We start from the raw sequence: 21,690 nt of genomic DNA, 5'->3' as shown, positions 1-21,690 counted from the left end.
GGCCGCGTTTTGTCGTGGCAAAACTGAATTGCCTTTTTTGCAAGGGTCGCTCGATGGCCCTCCCTCGGCCCGGAGTGGTCGCGGCCGCGTCATCAGGCATTCATCGCGCCGACCTATGAAGAGCGCGTGCGGAGATTTCCCGGATGACTCTGATTGCTTCCCATCGCGGTGGTGCTCATTTGTGGCCTGAGAACACCAGGCTCGCCTTTTCGCAGACCGCCAAGCTCGATGTCGATCTCGTCGAATTCGACATCCATCAGACACGGGACGGCAAGCTCGTCGTGCATCATGACGCTCTGATCGACCGGATGACTGACGGCAAGGGCGCTATCGCCGATTTCAGCTACGGCGAGCTGATGCGCCATGTCGTGATCGGAAGCGGCGGTGAAACGATTCCGACGCTCATGGAGACCATCGATATCTTTGGCCCCTCTGCCGTCGACCTCCGGCTGGAGATCAAGACAAGGGCGGATGGGACGCCATATGAGGGCATGGAGCGGCGCATCGTCGACGAGCTGGCGGCGACCGGCATGCTGACGCGCACGATGGTGACGAGCTTTTCCTTGCCGCGTCTCGCAGCATTCGCGGCAGCGCTCGGTGAACACGGCCTGAATGTCGGCGACCTGCTCGGCTTTATCTTCCTCTGCTCGCCTCAGGCGGCCGGGCAACTCGGCTGGAGTGGGATCATCACAGCGCTGCGCAGCTCAGGCGTGCGCGAGATTGCAATACGCGCCGATGCGCTCGATGACGAGCTCATGGAGCTCTTTCGCAAGAATGGAGTGACGGTGCATGGGTGGGCGGCGCATACGGGCGAGGCGGCGCGGGCCATGTTTCGCCTTGGTGTCGCCAGTTTTACTAGCGACCGTCCGGATCTGGCGATCGCCGCCAAGCGCGGGTGATCGTGCTGGATAAGCCGGCAGACACAGGGTTTGTCATCTTCCTGAAACACGAGTCTGGTTTTGGAATAGCCAAGGTAGATAGGGCACGGACGTTAAGGTTCGTGAATGAAAACATGGACACCCGCCGATTCCGAACGCTGTTCATTTCTGATGTACACTTGGGCTCGAAAGCCGCCAAGGCGGACTTTCTGCTCGACTTTCTCCGTCACCATGACGCCGATACGATCTTCCTGGTCGGCGATATTGTCGATGGCTGGCGTCTCAAGCGGAACTGGTACTGGCCGCAGGATTGTAATGATGTCGTCCAGAAGTTGCTGCGCAAGGCGCGCAAGGGCACACGCATCGTCTATATTCCCGGCAATCACGACGAATTCCTGCGCGATTTCCCGGGCATGCACTTCGGCGGCATCGAGGTGGCGCAGCGCGCCATTCACGAAACGGCCGACGGCAAGAAGTATCTGATCCTGCATGGCGACGAATTCGATGTCGTCGTCCGCAACGCCCGCCTGCTCGCCTATCTCGGCGATTGGGCCTATGACATGGCCATACTGATCAATATCGGTCTTGCCGCCGTGCGCCGCCGCCTGAACATGCCCTATTGGTCCTTCTCGGCCTGGGCAAAGCTGCAGGTCAAGCACGCCGTCAACTTCATCGGCGAATTCCAGCGTGTCGTCGCCGAGGAAGCCAGGCGCAACGATGCAGACGGCGTCATCTGCGGCCACATCCACCATGCGGTGATCGAGGATCTCGACGGCGTCCGCTACATCAATACCGGCGACTGGGTGGAGAGCTGCACGGCCATCGCCGAGCATGAGGACGGCACGTTCGAGCTGATCACCTGGCGGACTATTCTCGATGTGCAGCCCGTCGATTCTCCGGTCGGGGAATTGCCGCGGCCGTTCGGGGTTCAGGCGGCGTGATCCGGCGCCTCCTCACGGACTTGATAATCGGCTGTCATAATTATTGATCGCTGCGGAGCGGCTGTATCTTCGGATTTTTCCGAAACGTTACGGTTTTGGCCATTTCTCGCCATAGTCGTATTCTCGATAGCATGATAGGGACAAATAAGTTCCCCTTCAGGTCTGTCATGATTCCCGCGATCAAGTCCTTCCAGGGCGAGGGTGCGCCTCCCTATTTCCGTTTGCGCGCCGCCTTGTCCTATTGCGCCCCGTTGTTCGTCAACGGCATTGCCGTACCGTTCTTTCCCGTCTGGTTGGCGGGGCTGAATTTCAACGATCACGAGATCGGCCTCGTGATCGCCATTCCCATGGTCGTGCGCGTCCTCGTGACCCCCATCATCGCGGTGCTGGCCGATCACATGACGGAGCGTGCCGATGTATTGCTATGGTCGGGTGCTACGTCGCTTCTGACGGCGATCGCACTCTACTGGACCAGCGACTTCTGGCCCGTGCTTCTGGTCTACGGCATCCAGGGCGCCACCTATGCGCCCTACGTGCCGGTGGTTGAATCGATCGCCATGTCGGGCGTACGCCGCTGGGGCTTCGACTACGGTTCCATGCGGGTCTGGGGATCGATCACATTCATCCTCTCGACCCTTCTCGGCGGCCAACTGATCGGCATGTGGGGCGGAACCACCGTACTGCCTGTGATGGTAGGGGGGTTCATCCTTACGACGCTGATGGGCTTGTTTGCTCCCCGCATCGGGCCGACGCGCCGCCGCAACCAGCCGATCAACCTGCAACCGCCGACCGGAAATTTGCGCTCCCCGCAATTGCTCATCACCATGATCGGGGTGTCGATACAGCAATCGAGCCATGCGATGCTCTATACCTTCGCGTCCATCTACTGGCACAAGCTGGGTTTTTCCGGCGCCGAGATCGCCGTCCTCTGGAGCATCGGCGTTGCGGCCGAGGTGATGGTCTTCTTCCTGTCGAAAAAACTGAGCAGGCGGTTCAGCGCATGGACGCTGATCTTTTTCGGTTCGACCATGTGCATTCTGCGCTGGGTCCTGTTTCCGATCAATTTCGGTTTTTTCGGCTATCTCGTGCTGCAGTGTTTTCATTCCTGCACCTATGCCTGCGTCCATACCGGCGTTCAGCGGCGCATCGTTGCATCTGTCCATGAAGCGCAGGAATCATCGGCCCAGGGCGCCTATTATTTCTACAACGGCATGTTCTTGGGGCTGATGACGCTGGCGTCCGGCTATCTCTATGCCTGGCTTGACCTTGCGAGTTACTATGTCATGGCCGGCATCGCTGCTTTCGGGCTTGCCATGGTTGTTTTCGCTTTTGGGCTGCAGGCCAGAAAGCCGGCCATCGGTGGGGGCGCTCACGGCATATCCTAACGCGGTGCAACAAATTCATTTGGATATCAAAAAGCCGTGACATATGTTGGCGCCGGCGCGAGATGGAGATTCCATGCATAGTCGGTGTATGAAGCATCGGCCATGCGGGCTCACCGAGTCGGCGTATGTTGTGCCAGATTTGAAAGACGCATGAGTTTGAAAGCAGCCGAACAAAGGTCCGATGCACCGAAGATCGATGATGCGCCCGAGGGCGCAGGCCATCGCTATCGGCTGGAGGGTAATTGGCGCAGCGCCAATGTGCACGGCGTGCTGCGGCAGATCGAGCAGCTGTCCAAGCGCAGCTCCGGCGGCGAGGTCGTGATCGATCTTTCCGGCCTTTCGGACGTCGACACGGCGGGCGCGCTGCTGATCCGCCGGCTGAAGGAAAGTCAGGAGGCGCACAGGGCCCACGTCACGATCGAAGGCTCCAATCCACATATCGATGAATTGCTGACGGCATTCGACGCGCATCCGGACGACGAGGCGGGAGCGGCAAAACCGAGGAAATCATTGGCCGAGCGCGTATTCGCGCCCATCGGCGAAAGCGTCTACGAGATCTGGGGCAATCTCGTCGCCGCCATGTATATTCTGGGCTCGGCCGTGCGCGGCGCGCAGCTCAAGTTCGGACGCGGCAGCGGTGTTTCCCCGGCCTCGATCATCAATCAGATCGACCACATGGCGGTGCGCGCGGTTCCGATCATCCTGCTGATGTCATCGCTGATCGGCGCGATCATCGCCCAGCAGGGTGCTTTCCAGCTGCGCTATTTCGGCGCGGAAATCTTCGTGGTCGATCTCGTCGGCATCCTGCAATTGCGCGAAATCGGCGTGCTTCTGACCGCGATCATGATCGCAGGCCGTTCCGGCAGCGCGATTACGGCCGAGATCGGCTCCATGAAGATGCGCGAGGAAGTGGACGCGCTGAAGGTCATGGGTCTGAATCCCATCGGCGTCCTCATTTTCCCTCGGCTGGTGGCGCTCACGGTTGCTTTGCCCTTGCTGACGGTCATTGCCAATTTCGCGGCGCTTTTCGGCGCTGCCTTGGTGTCCTGGGGATATTCCGGCATCACGTTTGCCACCTTCATCTCGCGCCTGCATGAGGCCGTTAGCCTTTCGACGATCATTTCAGGCATGATCAAGGCGCCGTTCATGGCACTGGTCATCGGCATCGTGGCGGCCGTCGAGGGATTGAAGGTCGGAGGGAGCGCCGAGTCTCTCGGTCAGCACGTGACTTCATCGGTGGTGAAGTCGATCTTCGTCGTCATTCTGATGGACGGGCTGTTTGCCATGTTCTACGCAGCAATCGATTTCTGAGGGACGGCAAGGATGAGCGCGCTTCACTCGGAAATCCCGTTGGAAAAAGATGAGCACGGCCGGGATATCGTTCTGTCGGCACGGGATGTCACGGTCGGTTTCGGATCGAAAATCGTTCTCGATAAACTGAACCTCAATATCTATCGCGGCGAAATCCTCGGCTTCGTCGGGGCTTCCGGCGCCGGCAAATCCGTCCTGCTGCGCACGGTGCTGCGGCTTCTGCCGCGCCGTTCGGGCAAGATCGAGATTCTCGGCGAAGATTACGACAAGCTCGACGAGCAGGATCGCAACCGGCTCGACATGCGCCTTGGCGTGCTCTTCCAGCAGGGCGCGCTGTTTTCCTCGCTGACGGTCAAGGAAAACATCCAGGTGCCGATGCGGGAATATCTCGACCTGCCCAAGGAAATGATGGACGAGCTGGCGCTGATGAAGATCCGCATGGTGGGGCTCGCGGCCGATGCCGCCGACAAATATCCTTCCGAGCTTTCCGGCGGCATGATCAAGCGCGCGGCACTCGCGAGGGCGCTTGCGCTCGATCCGGACCTTGTTTTCCTCGACGAGCCGACTTCGGGCCTTGATCCGATCGGCGCCTCGGAGTTCGACGAGCTGATCGCCAAGCTGCGCGACACGCTTGGCCTGACCGTTTATATGGTGACTCACGACCTCGACAGCCTGTTTTCCGTCTGCGACCGTATTGCTGTCCTCGGACAGAAGCGGGTATTGGTGGAAGGGACAGTTGAGGACATGCTCGCCTGTGATGATCCCTGGGTGCAATCCTACTTCAGGGGCAAGCGCGCACGCTCGATCGTGCCGCGCGAGGACATCAGAGGGCACAACGACGACAAAGGCGCAAGCGCCCACAGCCGCGAGAAGTGACTGGAGACAATGGAAACCAAAGCCAATTATACGATCGTCGGGTTCTTCACGCTGCTTGTTATCGCGGCCGCCTTCGGTTTCGTCTACTGGATGGCGGAATATGGCCGCGGCGGTCCGATGGTCGAGCTCGTCGTGCGCATTCCCGGCTCGGCGAACGGCTTGAGCGTCGGCTCGCCGGTTCGCTTCAACGGCATTCAGGTCGGCTCGGTGCAAGGGCTCTCGATCGATGCCGACGACCCGAACTATTCGCTGGCTTTCACGCAGGTACGTGCCGATGCGCCGGTTTATACGTCTACCAAGGCCATTCTTGAGATCCAGGGCCTGACGGGCGCGGCCTATATCGAACTTTCCGGCGGCCGCAACGCCGACGAAAACATCCTGAAGCGCTCGATCGACACCGGCAAGCGAGCGGTGCTGCTCGCCGACCAGTCGAGCGTGACGAACCTGCTGACGACCGCTGACAAGATTTTGAACCGCGCCAACGATACGATCGGCGACATTCAGGGGTTCATTTCGGATTCCCGCGGACCTTTGACTGACACCGTGCGCAACGCGCAGAAATTCTCCAAGGCGCTCGCCGACAATTCCGACAATATCGACAGGTTCCTGGCAAGCGTCGGGCAGCTTTCCGATACGTTCAAGACCGTCTCGGCCCGTGTCGATTCGACGCTGGATGCAATTGAGAAACTGGTGCGCGCCGTCGATGCCCAGAAGGTCAACGACGTCATCGCCAATGCCGACAAGATCACGGCGAATGTGGCGGATGCCACGACCGATCTGAAGGCGACGATCGCCAGCTTTAAGCAGACGGCCGATACCTACACCACCTTCGGTCAGAACGCGCAAAAGACCCTGGATCGTGTCGACGCGATCGTCGCGCAGATCGATCCGGCCAAGATCAAGGGGTCGGTTGACGATATTGCCGACGTGACGAAGCAGGCGCGAACGGCGGTCGCATCGATCCGTGACGTCGCCAGTTCCGTTGCGGCGCATCAGCAGGATATCGATCAGACGATCGCCAATGCGCGCGATATTTCCACCAAGCTCAACTCGGCATCCGGCAAGGTCGACGGCATCCTGACCAAGGTCGATTCCCTGCTCGGCGACGACAGCACGAAATCGCTGTTTGCCGAAGCCAGGGACACGCTCGAATCCTTCAAGAAGATGGCTGACAATCTCAATTCCCGCATCGGCCCGATCGCCGACAATCTGCAGCGGTTTTCAAGCACCGGCCTGCGCGATGCCCAGTCCCTCATCAACGACATGCGGGGCACGGTTGACAATCTGAATAGTACAATCACTAATTTCGACCGAGATCCGCAGCGATTGATCTTCGGCGGTGATACGGTCAAAAGTTATGATGGCCGCGCGCGGCATTGATGAATAGCGATATCTGGTCTCCAGGGGATAAGCGAAATATGGTCGGTTGCGTGTCGAGTGAGCGTCGTCAGGTGTGGAAAGCTGTGATCGCGTTGCCGTTGCTCGCGGCCTTGCTGGGAGGTTGCGGGAGCACGAACAATGACACCTACGATCTTTCCGCCTCGGTGAAGGCGAACGGACCTTCGGTCAAGAACCGCCAGATCCTGATCCCCTCGCCGACGGCGCTGCAGGCGCTTGATAGCAACCAGATCGTCATCCGCGTTTCGTCCTCGGAAATCCAGTATCTCGGAAAGTCGCAATGGAGCGACAAGCTGAGCAAGATGGTGCAGTCGAAACTGGTCGAGGCCTTCGAGAACACCGGCAAGCTCGGTGGCGTCGGCGTGCCGGGGCAGGGCCTTGCGATCGACTATCAGATCGTCACCGACATCCGCTCGTTCGAGATCAATGCCTCTGGCGGTCACAAGACGGCAGTCGTCGAAATTTCGGAAAAGATCCTGAACGATCGCTCGGGCACCGTGAAGGCGCAAAATGTCTTCCGTAAGGTCGTGCCCGTCAGCGGCGGCAGCAACCCCGATTTCGTCCGGGCGCTCGACACGGCATTCGCAGGTGTCACCAGCGAACTCGTCGATTGGACGCTGCGCTCGCTCTAAAAAACCTGCAGCGGTTCAGCCTTTCAGCAAAGGCTTAGCCGCCTTGTCTCTTCGTTTTCGCGATTCCGAGCGGAAACTGCGTAGCGGTTTCCTGAAGTCGCTCTATTGCTCCAAGAGCTCTTTCAGTGTCTTCAGATCCCGCATGACATGCGCGGCGTCGGCTGCGAATTGCCGATCGTCCATGCCGGGCAGCTGGAGCACGGTGAACATGACCTCGCATCCATCGCCGTTCGGTACGACGCGCAAGGCATTGTAGACCTGCAGACCTGATTTCAACGTTACCCAATGGTCGATGACGCCGAAGTCGTTGGGAGGTGCGAAGCGCACGCGGGCACTGCCGAGCGTACCTTCGGCAACCCATTCATCGCCATCCCGGGTCAGTCCCGAAGCCAGGCCGGAGGCCCACAATGGCATGTTTTCCGGGCGACCGGCGTAATCGTAGACGTCCTTCCAGCTGCGATCGATGGTGATGTGCATGATCTTCGCGCTCATGGTCGACATGGTGGCTTCCTCCTCTATATCAACCCTCATGGGGCTGTGATCGGCTGAGCAGACGCGGGTTCGGAAATGGATGAATCACGAATCCCGCAGCATTCTTGCACAGTCCTGCAAAGCGAACGTTTCACGGCTCGCGAAGGCTTGCCGTTTTCCGTCCGGAGTGCAACAACAACCCCCAACGCAGGGCTGTCGCCGATCGCGCCGCGTGTCGGCGGCATTGCGTCACATCGGATGTTGATGCGTCTTCCGGGTCTTCAGGGTGGGGCCGGGCGCAATCAACTGCTCATTGGAGGATTGTCGTGGAAAAGGCAGAAATCGGGCTGATCGGTCTCGCTGTGATGGGGTCGAATCTGGCGCTCAACATCGCCGAAAAAGGCAACAAGATCGCGGTGTTCAACCGTACGCCGCAGGTAACGGATGAATTCTACGCCAATGCGGGCGCGCTCAAGGACAAGATCATTCCTTGCAAGACGATCGAGGAGTTCGTCGATGCCATCCGCCCGCCGCGGCCGATCATCATCATGATCAAGGCCGGCGAGCCGGTCGACCAGCAGATGGCGGCATTGCAGCCGCATCTCGACAAGGGCGACATCATGATCGATGCCGGCAACGCCAATTTCCGCGATACGATCGCCCGTTTCGACCGTCTGAAGGACACCGGGCTGACCTTTATCGGCATGGGCGTGTCCGGCGGTGAGGAAGGCGCGCGTCACGGCCCGTCCATCATGGTTGGCGGCACGGAAGACTCCTACAAGCGCGTCGAGAAGGTTCTGACCTCGATTGCCGCCAAATACAACGACGACCCCTGCGTTGCCTGGCTCGGCAACGACGGTGCCGGGCATTTCGTCAAGACCATCCATAACGGCATCGAATATGCCGATATGCAGATGATCGCCGAAATCTACGGCATCCTGCGCGACGGTCTCGGCAAGAGCGCCGCCGAGATCAGCTCGATCTTCGGCGATTGGAACAAGGGCCGTCTCAACTCGTACCTCATCGAAATTACCGAGAAGGTTCTGGCGGCCAAGGACCCGGCGACCGGCAGCGCCATGCCCGACGTCATCCTCGACAAGGCTGGCCAGAAGGGCACCGGCAAATGGTCGGCCATCGAAGCGCAGAACATGGGCATTCCGGCCACCGCCATCGAGGCCGCCGTTGCCGCGCGCAGCCTGTCGGCGATCAAGAGCCAACGTGAAGCCGCCGAAAAGATCTTCGGTACGCCGGATTACAAGTTCCCGATTGGCTTCGGTCCCGACCTGTTGAAGGATCTTGAACTCGCATTGTTCGCCGCCAAGATCGGCGCCTATGCGCAGGGCTTTGCTGTGATGGCGGAAGCATCGAAGGAGTTCAGCTGGTCGCTTCCGATGCCCGTCATCGCCAAGATCTGGCGTGCCGGCTGCATCATCCGTTCGCAGTTCCTCGACGAGATCACCAGCGCCTTCACGAAGAACCCGGATGCGGCGAACCTGATCGTCACGCCGGCTTTTGCAGAAATGGTCAAGGAATCGATCCCGTCGCTGCGCCGCATCGTTTCGGCGGCAACGGCATCCGGCCTGCCGGTTCCGGCACTGGCGTCGGCATTGACCTATTTCGACGCCTACCGTCAGGCTCGCGGCACCGCAAACCTGATCCAGGCCCAGCGCGACTTTTTTGGCGCACACGGCTTCGACCGTGTCGACGGCAAGGATATCCATCACGGCCCATGGGGCAGCGGTGCGCAGGGCTGAGGAAACGGTCTGATGCGATTATGAGAATGAGCCCGTCGGAAAAATCCGGCGGGCTTTTGCTATCAGCTCTTCGGCCAGACAGGCGGACTGATGCTTTGCAGCAGCTCCGGCTCCACGCCATCGATCCGGGCGATGACCGCCTTGGCGAGCTCGCGACCGGCGTGACGGAAGTCTTCCGATACCGTGATGATTTCGGGTCTGATCCAGCTCAAGACGTCAGTCGATTGCTTGGCGACCATGTCGATGTCGCGGCCCAGGCGGAAGCCGGCTGCCTCGATACCGGCATTGACGGCAATGGCGCCACCGCTGCTGGAGCAGACGATCCCGTCGGGCGCATGCGGAGAGCGCATCAGCGCCTCGACGGTATCCTTGATATCGGCCAGCGGGTTATCGGTGGTTATTCTGAGCGGGATCTCCTCGGCGCCATATTGATGCAGGCCCGTCTGGAAGCCGATGCGGGTATGAGCGTAGTAGCTGAGCTTGCTGGAGGGCTGCAGCAAGGCGAGGCGGCGGCGCCCTCTGGCGACCAGCGCGCCCACGGCTTCGTGCGCGAAGGCTTCGTTGTCGAAATCATGGAAGGGGTGAACGATGCCCATATCCGTCCGCCCATGCGTGGAAAAGGGCATGCCGCGATCATGCATCAGCTCGACGCGTGGATCATCCGGCTCCGTGCGCGAGATGATGACGCCATCCGCGGAGCCGGTATCGAGGATGTAGCGCACCGGAACCAAAGGGTCCTTGCTGTGCGAATGCGGTGTAATGACCAGATGATACTGGGTGCCGGCGAGAACCTCGGAAATGCCGAAGACGATATGGCTCGTGAAGCCCATGATCTCTTCGTCGATGCTGAGCACCAGCGCGATGACGTTTGTCTTGCCGGTTCTCAGGCGCACGCCAGCGCGGTTCGGCTGGTAGCCCAACTGCCGGGCGACCATGCGCACCCGCTCCTTGGTTTCGGCGCCAATATCCGGCGCATCCTTCAAGGCGCGCGAAACGGTGGTAATCCCAAGCCCGGTCATGAAGGCGATGGTCTTCAGCGTCGGCCGCTCAGGCCCGGGCTGGGTACCACCTCCTGAAATTTTCTTATTATCCATTTCGATCAAGCTCGCCTCCTGGCCGCCTCCCGCGACCGATCCGCTTATATTGCCGATACCCGCTCCGCAAGCATAGGCGCAATGCGGTTCTTCCTCCACCTGTGTCAGAAACTGTAACGATACAGTATGAATGTCGAGCGATATTTTGGCGCGGTTCTGCGATAATATTCTTCTGGTTGTGTTTGGTGATGAAATTCATCATTAGGTCGACGCCAAAGCGATGTGGAGTCGTCCGATAAGCGGATATCTTATAAAATAAAGTAATATCAATATATTAACATTCGCCCACTTTCAGTCGCTTCACCTGTGATGCGTCAAATCTATATATCTTCCACAGGCTAAATATAATCAGGGATTGCATAATTTCACGTCTCTAAAAATTTTCCGGATAGGCGGTTGCGTGCCGAAAATGATTCGACTAGGTTTTTCCGGCAACGTTTCAGTGAGGGAGGAGAACTCATGAATATTCGTTTGGTGGCCGCCGCTTTGCTCGCATCTGTCGCGATTCCGGCCTTCTCAGCAAACGCGACTGATCTCGAAGTGACGCATTGGTGGACATCGGGCGGTGAAGCTGCTGCCGTGAAGGTTCTGGCGGATCAGTACAATGCTCTCGGCAACAATCACTGGGTCGACGGTGCGATCGCCGGGTCCGGTTCCACCGCGACGCCGCTGATCGTCAGCCGCATTCTCGGCGGCAACCCCATGGGCGCCACGCAGCTCAACACGGGCCGTGACGCCGAAGAGCTCGTCAAGGCCGGCCTGATGACCGATCTGACCGATCTTGCCGAGAAGGAACATTGGAAGGACATCATTCGTCCGGCCAGCCTGCTGAACTCCTGCACCTATGAGGGCCGCGTCTATTGCGTGCCGCTCAATATCCATTCCTGGCAGTGGATGTGGGTCAACCGGCATGTGTTCGAAGACAATGGCATGAAGGTTCCGGCCAATTGGGATGAGTTCGTGGCCGACGCGCCGAAGCTGCGCGAGAAGGGTATCATCCCGCTTGCGACCGGTGCTCCGTGGCAGGTCGACGGCATGCGCAGCGTCATGCAGATCGGCATCGGCGGCAAGGAAACCTATCTGGCGATCTACCAGAAGAAGGACGCAGACGCTGTGAAGAGCGCCGAAAACCGCAAGGTTTGGGACGCCTTCGCACAGGCTCGTGATCTGGTTGACGAGAGCTATTCCGGCCGCGACTGGAACGTCGCCACCAACATGGTCATCACCGGCAAGGCTGCCGCACAGATCATGGGTGACTGGGCACAGGGCGAGTTCGGCGTTGCCAAGCAGGTTGCCGGCAAGGATTACGACTGCCTGCCGGGTCTCGGCTTCAATGGCCTGCTCGATACCGGTGGCGACAGCTTCTATTTCCCGAAGAACAGCAATGCTGACATCACCAAGGCGCAGCTCGAGCTTGCAAGCATGCTGGTTTCCAAGGAAACCCAGGTCAAGTTCAACTTGGCAAAGGGCTCCCTGCCGGTTCGCGGCGATATCGATCTGAGCGCGGCCAGCAGCTGCATGAAGAAGGGTCTGGAAATCCTGAAGAATCCGGACAACGTCGTGCCGGGTGTTACCCAGCTAATCGACCCGGATACGCGCGGCCAGATGACCGATCTCGGACTGCAGTTCTTCTCGTCGAAGATGACCGTGGATGAGGCAATCGAAAAGCAGGCCGCGATCTTCAAGCAGGCGCAGTAAGCACACGACCATCCTATCAATCGCGATGGCCGGCATCGGGACAGGCGAGAGTTTTCGCCTGTCCCGGTCACGCCACCAACGGAGGTATCGATGGCTAACGCTGTCCGGCCATTTGGTCTGTTCCGCAACCTCAATGCGAAGATCGCCGCCATACCCATGGTGTTGACGGTAATCGTCGTCTTCGTCGGCTGCACGCTCTGGACCGTCATCTACTCATTCACCGACTCGAGACTGCTGCCGAGCTCCAATTTCGTCGGCCTGGCGCAGTATCAGCGTCTGTGGGGCACCGATCGCTGGAACATTTCGATCGGCAATCTTGCGACCTACGGCGTTCTCAGCCTCGTTTTCTCGTTCGTCGTCGGCTTCATTCTGGCCGTGCTGATGGATCAGAAGATCCGGTTCGAGAATACCTTTCGCACCATTTTCCTCTATCCCTTCGCCCTGTCCTTCATCGTCACCGGCCTCGTCTGGCAATGGATACTCGATCCAGCGCTGGGATTGCCGAAGCTGGCCCAGGACATGGGGTTTACATGGTTCAATTTCGCGCTGCTCGGCAATCAGAAGACGGTGCTCTACGCGCTCGTCATCGCCGGGCTCTGGCAGGGCACCGGTCTCGTGATGGTGTTGATGCTGGCGGGTCTTCGCGGCATTGACGGCGAGATCTGGAAGGCCTCGCGGGTTGACGGTATCCCCGCCTGGAGAACCTATATTTTCGTCGTCATTCCGATGATGCGTGGCGTCTTCGTCACCACGCTGGTCATCGTCGCTTCGGGCATCGTGCGCGTCTACGATCTGGTCGTCGCCATGACCGCCGGGGGGCCGGGCTTCGCGTCCGAGATGCCGGCCAAATATGTCTACGACTTCATGTTCCAGCGTTCGAATCTTGGGCAAGCGCTTGCCGCCTCCACGGTCATGCTGGTCACCGTGTTCATCTTCGTCGTGCCGTGGGCTCTCTACGAGTTCCGCCAAAAGCGCAGATAAGGGAGGCACCAAATGGCACTTGCCACCACAATCGAGCCTTCGGGCGCCAAACCCAAGCGCCGCTTCGCGCCGCGCACCATCATGCTTTACGGCATTCTCGGACTTGCCGCGCTTTACTACGCGCTGCCGCTCTACGTGATGATCGTCACCTCGCTGAAGGGCATGCCTGAGATACGCCTGGGCAATATCTTCGCGCCGCCCTTGGAAATCACCTTTGAACCCTGGGTGAAAGCCTGGTCGCAGGCCTGCACGGGCCTCTATTGCCACGGTATTCAGGTCGGCTTCTGGAACTCGGTGAAGATCCTGGTTCCGAGCGTCATCGTTTCGACCGCCGTCGCATCGATCAACGGCTATGCGCTGGCCAACTGGCGCTTCAAGGGATCGGAAGTCTTCTTCACGATCCTCCTGTTCGGCGCTTTCATCCCTTATCAGGTCATGCTCTATCCGCTCGTCATGGTGCTGCGGGAACTCGGCCTGTTCGCAACGCTCGGCGGCATCGTGCTCGTGCATACGATCTTTGGCATGCCGATCAACACGCTGCTCTTCCGCAACTATTTCGCCTCGCTTCCGCCCGAGCTCTTCAAGGCGGCGCGCGTCGATGGCGCGGGATTCTGGCAGATCTTCCTGCGCATCATGGTGCCCATGTCGCTCCCGATTTTCGCCGTCGCCACAATCATCCAGATCACCGGCATCTGGAACGACTTCCTGTTCGGCGTCATTTTCGCCGGCACGCAGAACTATCCAATGACCGTGCAGCTCAACAACGTCGTCAACGCCGTGCAGGGCGTGAAGGAATACAACGTCAACATGGCCGCAACGCTTCTCACGGGCGCGGTGCCGCTTATCGTCTATTTCGTGTCCGGGCGGCTCTTCGTCCGGGGCATCGCCGCCGGCGCAGTGAAGGGTTGATCCATGAACAGCAGCGTTTCCATCAAAGACCTTTCGCTGAATTTCGGTGCGGTCAACGTTCTGAAAAATCTCAATCTCGAGATCAATGACGGCGAGTTTCTCGTGCTCCTCGGCTCGTCCGGCTGCGGCAAGTCGACCTTGCTCAACTGCATCGCCGGCCTGCTCGACATCAGCGAGGGCCAGATCTTCATCAAGGGCAAGAACGTCACCTGGGAAGAGCCCAAGGACCGCGGCATCGGCATGGTGTTCCAGTCCTATGCGCTCTATCCGCAGATGTCGGTCGAAAAGAACCTGTCTTTCGGCCTGCGTGTCGCCAAGGTGCCGGGGGACGAGATCAAGAAGCGCATCGCGCGCGCGGCCGAGATCCTGCAGATCGAGCCGCTCTTGAAGCGCAAGCCGGCCGAGCTTTCGGGCGGCCAGCGCCAGCGCGTGGCGATTGGCCGTGCGCTGGTGCGCGATGTCGATGTCTTCCTCTTCGACGAGCCGCTGTCGAACCTCGATGCCAAGCTGCGCTCGGAGCTGCGCGTGGAGATCAAACGGCTGCATCAGTCGCTGCAGAACACGATGATCTACGTCACCCACGACCAGATCGAGGCGCTGACGCTTGCCGACCGCATCGCCATCATGAAGAACGGCGTCATCATGCAGCTCGACGATCCCACGACGATCTACAACGCGCCGCGCAATCTCTTCGTCGCCGGCTTCATCGGATCGCCTTCGATGAACTTCCTGAAGGGCGAGTTGGTGAACCGCGAAGGCAAGGTCGTGTTCGCGACCAATGACGTGCTGTTCTCGCTCGATGGCTACAAGGCCGGCGAGGGGCTGCAGGCCGGCCGCAAAGTCGTGCTGGGCGTCCGCCCCGAGCACATCAAGGTCAATGAAGCGGCCGCATCCGGCGCCGAGGTCCATGATGCCACCGTCGATATCGAGGAGCCGATGGGCGCCGATAATTTGCTCTGGCTGAAGCATGCCGGCCATACCATGTCGGTTCGCGTGAACGGCGCCAGGCGTTTTGGCCCCGGTACGGGTGTGAAGCTCGGCTTTGACATGTCTCTCGCATCGCTCTTTGATGCGCAGACGGAACTCAGAATATGATCCCATGCAAGGGGGCGGTCTTGCCGCCTCCACCTTACAGCGGTCCGGGGAGGTCCGATGTCGTCTTCGATCAATGAAAATTCCGCCGTCGATCTCGCCGGTTCCTGGAGGCTGACGTCTCCCGACAGCGGTCATTTGCTATCCATATCACTGCCCGGTGATGTTCATTCCGCGCTGCATGCGGAGGGGCTTATTCCCGATCCCTATTTCGCACGCAACGAAGAGGTCGTGCAGTGGGTCGCCAAGCAGGATTGGGAGCTGACGCGCAGTTTTACGCTCGATGACGTCGGCGGTGACTGGTATCTCGATATCGACTATCTCGATACTGTCGCCAGCGTTTATGTCAACGATGCGCTCGTGCTGGAGGCCAACAACTGCTTCCAGCGTTATCGCCCTGATGTATCGAAGGCGCTGAAGACGGGCGCGAATACCATTCGCATCGTTCTGCATTCGAGCATTTCAGCCGGCGCCGCCCTGCAGGCGAAACAGCCGTTCTACATTCCCTACAGCACCGGCAATTCGCCGATCCCGAACGGCAACATGCTGCGCAAGCCGCAATGCCATTTCGGCTGGGACTGGAATATCGCGATCGCGCCGCTTGGCCTCTATGGGACGATCGCGCTGAAGAAGCTCGAAATCGCCCGCATCGAGAATGTCGTTACCCAGCAGATTCACAACGAAGACGGCTCGGTCGATCTTAAGGTGACGGTCGCGCTGTTTGCCAAGGCAACGGGGATTACGCAGCTTTATTTCTCGCTCGATGACGAGCGGGTGCGCCTTGATGTCGGCGTCAACGCCGGCGAAACGTCGATTACCCATTTCTTCCATGTCGACAAACCCAAGCTCTGGTGGCCGGCGGGCAATGGCGAGCAGGCGCTCTATGCTCTGTCCGTGGAAACCAATTTCGAAACCGTCACGCGGCAGATTGGCCTGCGTACGGTCGAGCTGATCACCACCGAGGATGAAGCCGGCAGCCGCTTCGCGCTGAAGGTGAATGGTCGTGAGATCTTCGCCCGCGGTGCCAACTGGATTCCGGCCGACGCGCTGTTTTCGCGCTCCAACCCGGCCGCGACCGAGGATCTGCTGCAGTCCGCGGCCGCAGCCAACATGAACGCTATTCGCGTCTGGGGCGGCGGCTTCTACGAGCATGAGTGGTTCTACGACACCTGCGACCGCCTGGGGCTGATGGTGTGGCAGGACTTCATGTTCGCCTGCAATCTCTATCCGTCCACGGGCGATTTCCTCGATAATGTCGAGGAAGAGGTGGATTATCAGGTCCGCCGGCTCGCGACGCACCCCTCGATCGTTCTCTGGTGCGGCGACAATGAACTGGTGGGCGCGCTGACGTGGTTTGAAGAGTCCCGTAAAGATCGCGATCGTTATCTCGTCTCCTACGACCGCCTGAACAGGACGATCGAGACGGCGATGAAGAAGGCGTTGCCGGATGCGATCTGGTGGCCGTCGAGCCCAGCCTCGGGCTATCTCAATTTCGGCGACGCCTGGCATGCCGACGGTTCCGGCGACATGCATTACTGGTCGGTCTGGCACGAGAACAAGTCCTTCGACAATTACCGGTCCGTTCGTCCGCGCTTCTGCTCGGAATTCGGCTTCCAGTCCTACACCTCGCTGCCGATCATCGAGACCTATGCCGAGGCGAAGGATATGAACATCGCTTCTCCGGTCATGGAACTGCACCAGAAGAACGCCGGCGGCAATGAGCGCATCGCCGGCACGATGTTCCGCTATTTCCGCTTCCCGAAGGATTTTCCGAATTTCGTCTATTTGAGCCAGGTCCAGCAGGGCCTTGCCATCAAGACGGCGGTGGAATATTGGCGGTCGCTGAAGCCGCATTGCATGGGCACGATCTACTGGCAGCTCAACGACACCTGGCCTGTGGCTTCATGGTCGAGCCTGGATTATGGCGGCCGCTGGAAGGTGATGCACTATCTGGTGCGGCGCTTCTTCCAGCCGGTATCCGTCGCGGCAATTCCCTCCGAAGACAACAAGACGATCCGTTTTTCCCTGGTCAACGACACCAATGCTGATGTCACGGCTGATATTTCCGTCTCGCTGTTGAAACTCAACGGCGAGCGCGTGCCATTGACCACGGCGCATGCCGTCTGCACGCCGGATGCGGCCGTTACGGCCTTGTCGATCGACGCGGATCAGGTTCCCGCCGATTGCCTGCTGGCATGGCGTTTCACCGCATCCAACGGCATGGGCGGTGAGGGCCACTATGTCCACGGCACCTACAAGGCGCTTGAGCTGCAGCCAGCAGGCCTGACGGTGCTAAGGGAAGAGAAAGAGGAAAACGGGACGGTGGAACTCACTATCACCGCAAAGGGACTTGCGCTCTTCGTGATGATCGAGAGCGAGGTGGAGGGGCGCTATTCCGACAACGCCTTCGATCTTGCCGCAGGCGAAAGCCGCCGCGTCATCTTTACGCCGGCCAAGCGCCTGGCAGGCGGTGTGCCTGAATTCCGCATCTACGATCTGCAATCCAGCCAGTCGGTGGATTGAGCTATCACGCCGTCACGGCGGCGTTTTCGGGGCCACAAGCCCAAGACAGACGGCCGGGAGGCCATTGGAGGACTATCGATGACGAAACTTGGATTTCAGCTTTATAGCGCCCGCAATTTCCAGCCCTATTCGGAGATCTTAGTAAAGCTCGGCAAGGCCGGCTATGCCGAGGTCGAAGGTTTCGGCGGCATCTATGCCGATCTGGACGAGACGGGCCTCAAGAACCTGCGCGCCGAACTGGACAAGAATGGCCTGACGATGGCAAGCGGCCATTTCAGCCCGGACTTCCTCGACGGCGAAGTGCAGAAGTCGCTCGCCATTGCCAAGACGCTCGGCATGGATTCGATTTATGCGCCGCATATCGGTGCCGACCAACGCCCGAACGATGCTGCCGGCTGGCGCGCTTTCGGCAAGCGCCTGCAGGAAATGAGCAAGCCCTACAAGGACGCGGGCTTCGAATTCGGCTGGCACAATCACGACTTCGAATTCGTCAAGCAGGCTGACGGTTCGCTGCCGATCGAGCAGATCTTCGAAGCCGCTCCGGATATTTCCTGGGAAGCCGATATCGCCTGGGTGATCCGCGGTGGCGGCGATCCTTTCGCCTGGATCGAAGAGCTCGGTCCGCGCATCACGGCCGTTCACGTCAAGGACATCGCGCCGGCTGGTGAGAACACCAATGAAGACGGCTGGGCCGATGTCGGTCACGGCACCGTTCCGTGGGCAAAGCTGCTCAAGGCTTTGGCCGGCACCAAGGCGAAGCACTTCGTCGTCGAACATGACAACCCGAGTGATGTCGATCGCCTGATCACACGCTCCATCGCATCCTTCAAGAGCTTTTGAGGCACTTTCACATGGCTAAGGAACTTGGCGTCGGCATCATCGGATGCGGCAATATCTCCACCACCTACTTCTCGCTCTCACCGCTCTTCAAGGGTCTGAAGGTGCTGGCGTGCGCGGATATCAACATGGATGCGGCGCGTCTGCGCGCCGAGGAATACAAGGTCAAGGCCCAGACCATCGACGAATTGCTCGCCAATGACGAGCTCGACGTCATCGTCAACCTGACCATCCCGGATGCGCATTTCCCGGTTTCCAAGCGCATCCTCGAAGCCGGAAAGCACGTCTACTCCGAAAAGCCGCTCGTGCTGACATTGGAACAGGGCGAGGAGCTGCGCCGCATCGCCAAGGAAAAGGGGCTAGCCGTCGGCTGCGCTCCCGATACCTTCCTCGGCGGCGCGCATCAGCTTGCCCGTAAATTCATCGATGAGGGCGGCATCGGCCGCATCACCTCGGGGTCATGCCATGTCATGAGCCCCGGTATGGAAATGTGGCATCCGAACCCGGACTTCTTCTTCCTGCCCGGCGGCGGCCCGATCCTCGACCTCGGCCCGTACTATGTCGCGAACCTCATCAACCTGATCGGCCCGGTGAAGCGCGTGGGTGCGATGACCTCCATGGCATCGCCGACCCGTACCATCACCAGCCAGCCGCGCAACGGCGAGACGATCCCGGTGAAGACGCCGACGACGATCCAGGCTCTGCTTGAATTCGTCAGCGGCGCCCGGATCACGCTGACGGCGAGCTGGGATGTCTGGTCGCATCGCCATGCCAATATGGAGCTCTACGGCACCGAGGGTTCGCTCTACGTGCCCGACCCGAACTTCTTCGGCGGCACCGTCGAGGCGAGCGGCCGCGACAAGGACATCAAGCCGCTGGAAAACTGGGCGCATCCTTTCGGCATTGCCAATCAGGAAAGCCCGAGCGGCGCGCGCGCCAACTATCGCACGGCCGGCCTTGCCGACATGGCGGCATCGCTGATCGACGGGCGCGATGCGCGTTGCTCGCTCGACCGCACGCTGCATGGCGTCGATGTCATGACCTCGATCCTGAAGTCCGGCGAGGAAGGTCGTTTCATCGACCTCACAACGACCTGCACGCAGCCGGCAGCGCTCGGCATCGAAGAGGCGCAAGCCCTCTTGAAGTGAGCCTTAGAAAAGCTAGTTTGCGCGCGGGTGAACAACCCGCGCGCTTTTTCATCTCGAAGGAATTTCACCATGGCCTGGCAACCGGCATCCGATCGCTATTCGAAAATGAAATACAACAGGACCGGCCGTTCCGGTCTGAAGCTGCCGGCCGTATCGCTGGGGCTCTGGCACAATTTCGGTGGCGACACGCCGCATGACCGCAAGATCGACATGTGCCGCACGGCCTTCGATCTCGGCATCACCCATTTCGACCTCGCCAACAATTACGGACCGCCCCCCGGCAGCGCCGAGACCGCGTTCGGCGAGATCATGCGCACCGAATTCGCCGGCCTGCGCGACGAGCTCATCATCTCCTCCAAGGCGGGCTACGACATGTGGCCGGGTCCCTATGGCGAATGGGGCAGCCGCAAGTATCTGATCGCCTCCTGCGACCAGAGCCTGAAGCGCATGGGCCTCGACTATGTTGACATCTTCTATTCCCACCGCTTCGATCCGGATACGCCGCTCGAGGAAACCTGCGGCGCGCTCGACCATATCGTCCGTTCGGGCAGGGCGCAGTATGTCGGTATTTCCTCCTACAACTCGCAGCGCACGCGCGAGGCTGCCGCCATCCTGAAGGACCTCGGTACGCCATGCCTGATCCATCAGCCGAGCTATTCGATGCTCAACCGCTGGGTCGAGGACGACGGTCTGGTGGATGCGCTCGAAGATCTCGGCATCGGCTCCATCGTCTTCTCGCCGCTTGCCCAGGGCATGCTGACGACGAAGTATCTGGGTGGCATTCCGGACGATAGCCGCGCGGCGCAGAACCATTTCCTGAAGCGCGACTACATCCGTCCGTCGATCATCGACAATATAAGAAAGCTCAACGAGATTGCCGAGAAGCGTGGCCAGACGCTGGCGCAGATGGCGATTGCCTGGGTTCTGCGTGGTGGCCGCATCACCTCGGCGCTGATCGGTGCCAGCCGTTCGTCGCAGATCGTCGATTGTGTCAAGGCGCTCGACAATCTCGAATTTACGGCAGAGGAGCTGAAGCAGATTGACGTCTATGCCAAGGAGGCCGACGTCAATCTCTGGGCCAAATCGGCCGAGCGAGACTGATAATCTTGAAACGCCCGGAAGCTGCTTCCGGGCGTTTTACTTGATGCTGGTGCTCGTCGCGGTCTCTGGAAGAGAGAGTGTCATGATCGGCAAGCCAATCCCGCCGGGCTCTATCGTCTCCATTACGGAATTGTAATTCGACTGTCAGATTCGTTTCATGTCTGTCACGATAAGTTCGCGCGCAGATTCTGAAATGAGGAAACAACCAATGAGAAAAATCTTCACCGTCCTTCTTGCTGCGTCCATCCTGGCGACGCCGCTTGCCGCGACGGCTCAAGTCAAGCCGGCACCAGCGGCCAAGCAGGCTGTCGTCCAGAAGGAGGTGGTGAAGAAGAAGGTCGTTATCCGCAAGGGCGGCTGGGTCAAGGGCCGTCGCCTGTCGGCTTCCGATCGGCGCCGTGCCGTCGAGATCGACTACGGTGCGTATAAGCTGACAGCACCGCCGCGCGGTTATCACTGGGTTCGCATCAAGAACAACTTCCTGCTTGTCGGTATTACCAGCGGCTTGATCTCGAAGGTACATGAGGCTCGGTAATTCGGCCGGGGGCATCGCCAAATAAAGCAAGGGCGGCAAGGCCGCCCTTTTTCATGCCGTCAAAGGTAGGGAACGCCTTGACTCAAAAACCCCCGGCAGAAATGCCGGGGGTTTTTGATTTGTTGT

Annotated in this window: 19 protein-coding genes; 17 read left to right on the top strand and 2 right to left on the bottom strand. The window is 59.6% G+C overall.

What is annotated here, in order from left to right; translation table 11 throughout:
- The first annotated feature begins 143 nt into the window (after positions 1 to 143).
- From ACIQWP_RS11340 to ACIQWP_RS11310, 7 genes are all read left to right on the top strand, one after another.
- A complete protein-coding gene (locus ACIQWP_RS11340) occupies positions 144 to 899 on the top strand; it encodes a glycerophosphodiester phosphodiesterase (protein ID WP_402786494.1) in 756 nt (251 codons plus the stop codon).
- A gap of 113 nt (positions 900 to 1,012) precedes the next feature.
- Positions 1,013 to 1,819 (top strand): UDP-2,3-diacylglucosamine diphosphatase, encoded by an 807-nt coding sequence (locus ACIQWP_RS11335; RefSeq protein ID WP_402786491.1) that lies wholly within the window; start codon positions 1,013 to 1,015, stop codon positions 1,817 to 1,819.
- 167 nt (positions 1,820 to 1,986) lie between these two features.
- Positions 1,987 to 3,204 (top strand): MFS transporter, encoded by a 1,218-nt coding sequence (locus ACIQWP_RS11330; protein ID WP_402786488.1) that lies wholly within the window; start codon positions 1,987 to 1,989, stop codon positions 3,202 to 3,204.
- Between the two features lie 150 nt (positions 3,205 to 3,354).
- Entirely contained in the window at positions 3,355 to 4,515 is a 1,161-nt protein-coding gene (locus ACIQWP_RS11325) for an ABC transporter permease (protein ID WP_402786485.1), read from the top strand.
- Positions 4,516 to 4,527: 12 nt separating this feature from the next.
- Positions 4,528 to 5,391, top strand: a complete 864-nt coding sequence (locus ACIQWP_RS11320; protein WP_075850686.1) for an ABC transporter ATP-binding protein — start codon at positions 4,528 to 4,530, stop codon at positions 5,389 to 5,391.
- Between the two features lie 9 nt (positions 5,392 to 5,400).
- Positions 5,401 to 6,771 (top strand): MlaD family protein, encoded by a 1,371-nt coding sequence (locus ACIQWP_RS11315; protein ID WP_402786480.1) that lies wholly within the window; start codon positions 5,401 to 5,403, stop codon positions 6,769 to 6,771.
- A 38-nt stretch (positions 6,772 to 6,809) separates the two neighbouring features.
- Entirely contained in the window at positions 6,810 to 7,421 is a 612-nt protein-coding gene (locus ACIQWP_RS11310; protein WP_402786477.1) for an ABC-type transport auxiliary lipoprotein family protein, read from the top strand.
- 102 nt (positions 7,422 to 7,523) lie between these two features.
- Here the strand turns inward: ACIQWP_RS11310 and ACIQWP_RS11305 are convergent, their stop codons facing one another.
- Complete coding sequence (locus tag ACIQWP_RS11305) at positions 7,524 to 7,922, bottom strand: SRPBCC family protein (protein ID WP_402786474.1); 399 nt, start codon at positions 7,920 to 7,922, stop codon at positions 7,524 to 7,526.
- A 296-nt stretch (positions 7,923 to 8,218) separates the two neighbouring features.
- Between ACIQWP_RS11305 and gndA the strand changes: the two genes are divergently transcribed.
- The gene (gndA, locus tag ACIQWP_RS11300; protein WP_402786471.1) at positions 8,219 to 9,646 is read left to right on the top strand and encodes an NADP-dependent phosphogluconate dehydrogenase; all 1,428 of its coding nucleotides are present in this window, start codon (positions 8,219 to 8,221) and stop codon (positions 9,644 to 9,646) included.
- 62 nt (positions 9,647 to 9,708) lie between these two features.
- Here gndA and ACIQWP_RS11295 read toward each other — a convergent pair whose 3' ends face one another.
- Positions 9,709 to 10,740: a LacI family transcriptional regulator gene (locus ACIQWP_RS11295; RefSeq protein WP_402786468.1), complete on the bottom strand. Its 1,032-nt coding sequence runs from the start codon at positions 10,738 to 10,740 to the stop codon at positions 9,709 to 9,711.
- Between the two features lie 459 nt (positions 10,741 to 11,199).
- Between ACIQWP_RS11295 and ACIQWP_RS11290 the strand changes: the two genes are divergently transcribed.
- The 9 genes from ACIQWP_RS11290 to ACIQWP_RS11250 all read left to right on the top strand — a co-directional run bounded on the left by ACIQWP_RS11290 (position 11,200) and on the right by ACIQWP_RS11250 (position 21,564).
- Positions 11,200 to 12,438, top strand: a complete 1,239-nt coding sequence (locus tag ACIQWP_RS11290; protein WP_402786465.1) for an ABC transporter substrate-binding protein — start codon at positions 11,200 to 11,202, stop codon at positions 12,436 to 12,438.
- A 90-nt stretch (positions 12,439 to 12,528) separates the two neighbouring features.
- Positions 12,529 to 13,419 (top strand): carbohydrate ABC transporter permease, encoded by an 891-nt coding sequence (locus ACIQWP_RS11285; protein WP_402786463.1) that lies wholly within the window; start codon positions 12,529 to 12,531, stop codon positions 13,417 to 13,419.
- A gap of 12 nt (positions 13,420 to 13,431) precedes the next feature.
- Positions 13,432 to 14,328, top strand: a complete 897-nt coding sequence (locus tag ACIQWP_RS11280; protein ID WP_402786460.1) for a carbohydrate ABC transporter permease — start codon at positions 13,432 to 13,434, stop codon at positions 14,326 to 14,328.
- A 3-nt stretch (positions 14,329 to 14,331) separates the two neighbouring features.
- Positions 14,332 to 15,423, top strand: coding sequence for an ABC transporter ATP-binding protein (locus ACIQWP_RS11275; RefSeq protein ID WP_402786457.1), 1,092 nt, complete (start codon positions 14,332 to 14,334; stop codon positions 15,421 to 15,423).
- Between the two features lie 57 nt (positions 15,424 to 15,480).
- On the top strand, positions 15,481 to 17,943 hold the full coding sequence (locus ACIQWP_RS11270) for a glycosyl hydrolase 2 galactose-binding domain-containing protein (RefSeq protein WP_402786454.1): 2,463 nt from the start codon (positions 15,481 to 15,483) through the stop codon (positions 17,941 to 17,943).
- A 78-nt stretch (positions 17,944 to 18,021) separates the two neighbouring features.
- On the top strand, positions 18,022 to 18,783 hold the full coding sequence (locus tag ACIQWP_RS11265; protein ID WP_402786451.1) for a sugar phosphate isomerase/epimerase family protein: 762 nt from the start codon (positions 18,022 to 18,024) through the stop codon (positions 18,781 to 18,783).
- An 11-nt stretch (positions 18,784 to 18,794) separates the two neighbouring features.
- Positions 18,795 to 19,928, top strand: a complete 1,134-nt coding sequence (locus ACIQWP_RS11260) for a Gfo/Idh/MocA family protein (RefSeq protein ID WP_402786448.1) — start codon at positions 18,795 to 18,797, stop codon at positions 19,926 to 19,928.
- Positions 19,929 to 19,997: 69 nt separating this feature from the next.
- Positions 19,998 to 21,029 carry an L-glyceraldehyde 3-phosphate reductase gene (gene mgrA / locus ACIQWP_RS11255; RefSeq protein ID WP_402786445.1) on the top strand — a complete coding sequence of 344 codons (1,032 nt, stop codon included), beginning with the start codon at positions 19,998 to 20,000 and terminating at the stop codon, positions 21,027 to 21,029.
- 208 nt (positions 21,030 to 21,237) lie between these two features.
- A complete protein-coding gene (locus ACIQWP_RS11250; RefSeq protein WP_402786442.1) occupies positions 21,238 to 21,564 on the top strand; it encodes an RcnB family protein in 327 nt (108 codons plus the stop codon).
- Positions 21,565 to 21,690 lie beyond the last annotated feature (126 nt).

Origin of the sequence: Rhizobium sp. NPDC090279, from assembly GCF_044769665.1 — a bacterium.
Lineage (GTDB): Bacteria > Pseudomonadota > Alphaproteobacteria > Rhizobiales > Rhizobiaceae > Rhizobium.
The sequence above is the reverse complement of the archived record's forward strand: the minus strand, read 5'-3'. Positions and strand labels throughout refer to the sequence as shown.

What these genes read in the sequence shown, in the direction of transcription:
- ACIQWP_RS11270 (WP_402786454.1), top strand. Translation starts at nt 15,481, where the DNA reads ATGTCGTCTTCGATCAATGAAAATTCCGCCGTCGATCTCGCCGGTTCC.
- ACIQWP_RS11330 (WP_402786488.1), top strand. Translation starts at nt 1,987, where the DNA reads ATGATTCCCGCGATCAAGTCCTTCCAGGGCGAGGGTGCGCCTCCCTAT.
- ACIQWP_RS11315 (WP_402786480.1), top strand. Translation starts at nt 5,401, where the DNA reads ATGGAAACCAAAGCCAATTATACGATCGTCGGGTTCTTCACGCTGCTT.
- ACIQWP_RS11280 (WP_402786460.1), top strand. Translation starts at nt 13,432, where the DNA reads ATGGCACTTGCCACCACAATCGAGCCTTCGGGCGCCAAACCCAAGCGC.
- ACIQWP_RS11340 (WP_402786494.1), top strand. Translation starts at nt 144, where the DNA reads ATGACTCTGATTGCTTCCCATCGCGGTGGTGCTCATTTGTGGCCTGAG.
- ACIQWP_RS11260 (WP_402786448.1), top strand. Translation starts at nt 18,795, where the DNA reads ATGGCTAAGGAACTTGGCGTCGGCATCATCGGATGCGGCAATATCTCC.
- ACIQWP_RS11335 (WP_402786491.1), top strand. Translation starts at nt 1,013, where the DNA reads ATGGACACCCGCCGATTCCGAACGCTGTTCATTTCTGATGTACACTTG.
- mgrA (WP_402786445.1), top strand. Translation starts at nt 19,998, where the DNA reads ATGGCCTGGCAACCGGCATCCGATCGCTATTCGAAAATGAAATACAAC.
- ACIQWP_RS11275 (WP_402786457.1), top strand. Translation starts at nt 14,332, where the DNA reads ATGAACAGCAGCGTTTCCATCAAAGACCTTTCGCTGAATTTCGGTGCG.
- ACIQWP_RS11290 (WP_402786465.1), top strand. Translation starts at nt 11,200, where the DNA reads ATGAATATTCGTTTGGTGGCCGCCGCTTTGCTCGCATCTGTCGCGATT.
- ACIQWP_RS11265 (WP_402786451.1), top strand. Translation starts at nt 18,022, where the DNA reads ATGACGAAACTTGGATTTCAGCTTTATAGCGCCCGCAATTTCCAGCCC.
- ACIQWP_RS11325 (WP_402786485.1), top strand. Translation starts at nt 3,355, where the DNA reads ATGAGTTTGAAAGCAGCCGAACAAAGGTCCGATGCACCGAAGATCGAT.
- ACIQWP_RS11285 (WP_402786463.1), top strand. Translation starts at nt 12,529, where the DNA reads ATGGCTAACGCTGTCCGGCCATTTGGTCTGTTCCGCAACCTCAATGCG.
- ACIQWP_RS11250 (WP_402786442.1), top strand. Translation starts at nt 21,238, where the DNA reads ATGAGAAAAATCTTCACCGTCCTTCTTGCTGCGTCCATCCTGGCGACG.
- ACIQWP_RS11310 (WP_402786477.1), top strand. Translation starts at nt 6,810, where the DNA reads ATGGTCGGTTGCGTGTCGAGTGAGCGTCGTCAGGTGTGGAAAGCTGTG.
- ACIQWP_RS11295 (WP_402786468.1), bottom strand. Translation starts at nt 10,740, where the DNA reads ATGGATAATAAGAAAATTTCAGGAGGTGGTACCCAGCCCGGGCCTGAG.
- ACIQWP_RS11305 (WP_402786474.1), bottom strand. Translation starts at nt 7,922, where the DNA reads ATGTCGACCATGAGCGCGAAGATCATGCACATCACCATCGATCGCAGC.
- ACIQWP_RS11320 (WP_075850686.1), top strand. Translation starts at nt 4,528, where the DNA reads ATGAGCGCGCTTCACTCGGAAATCCCGTTGGAAAAAGATGAGCACGGC.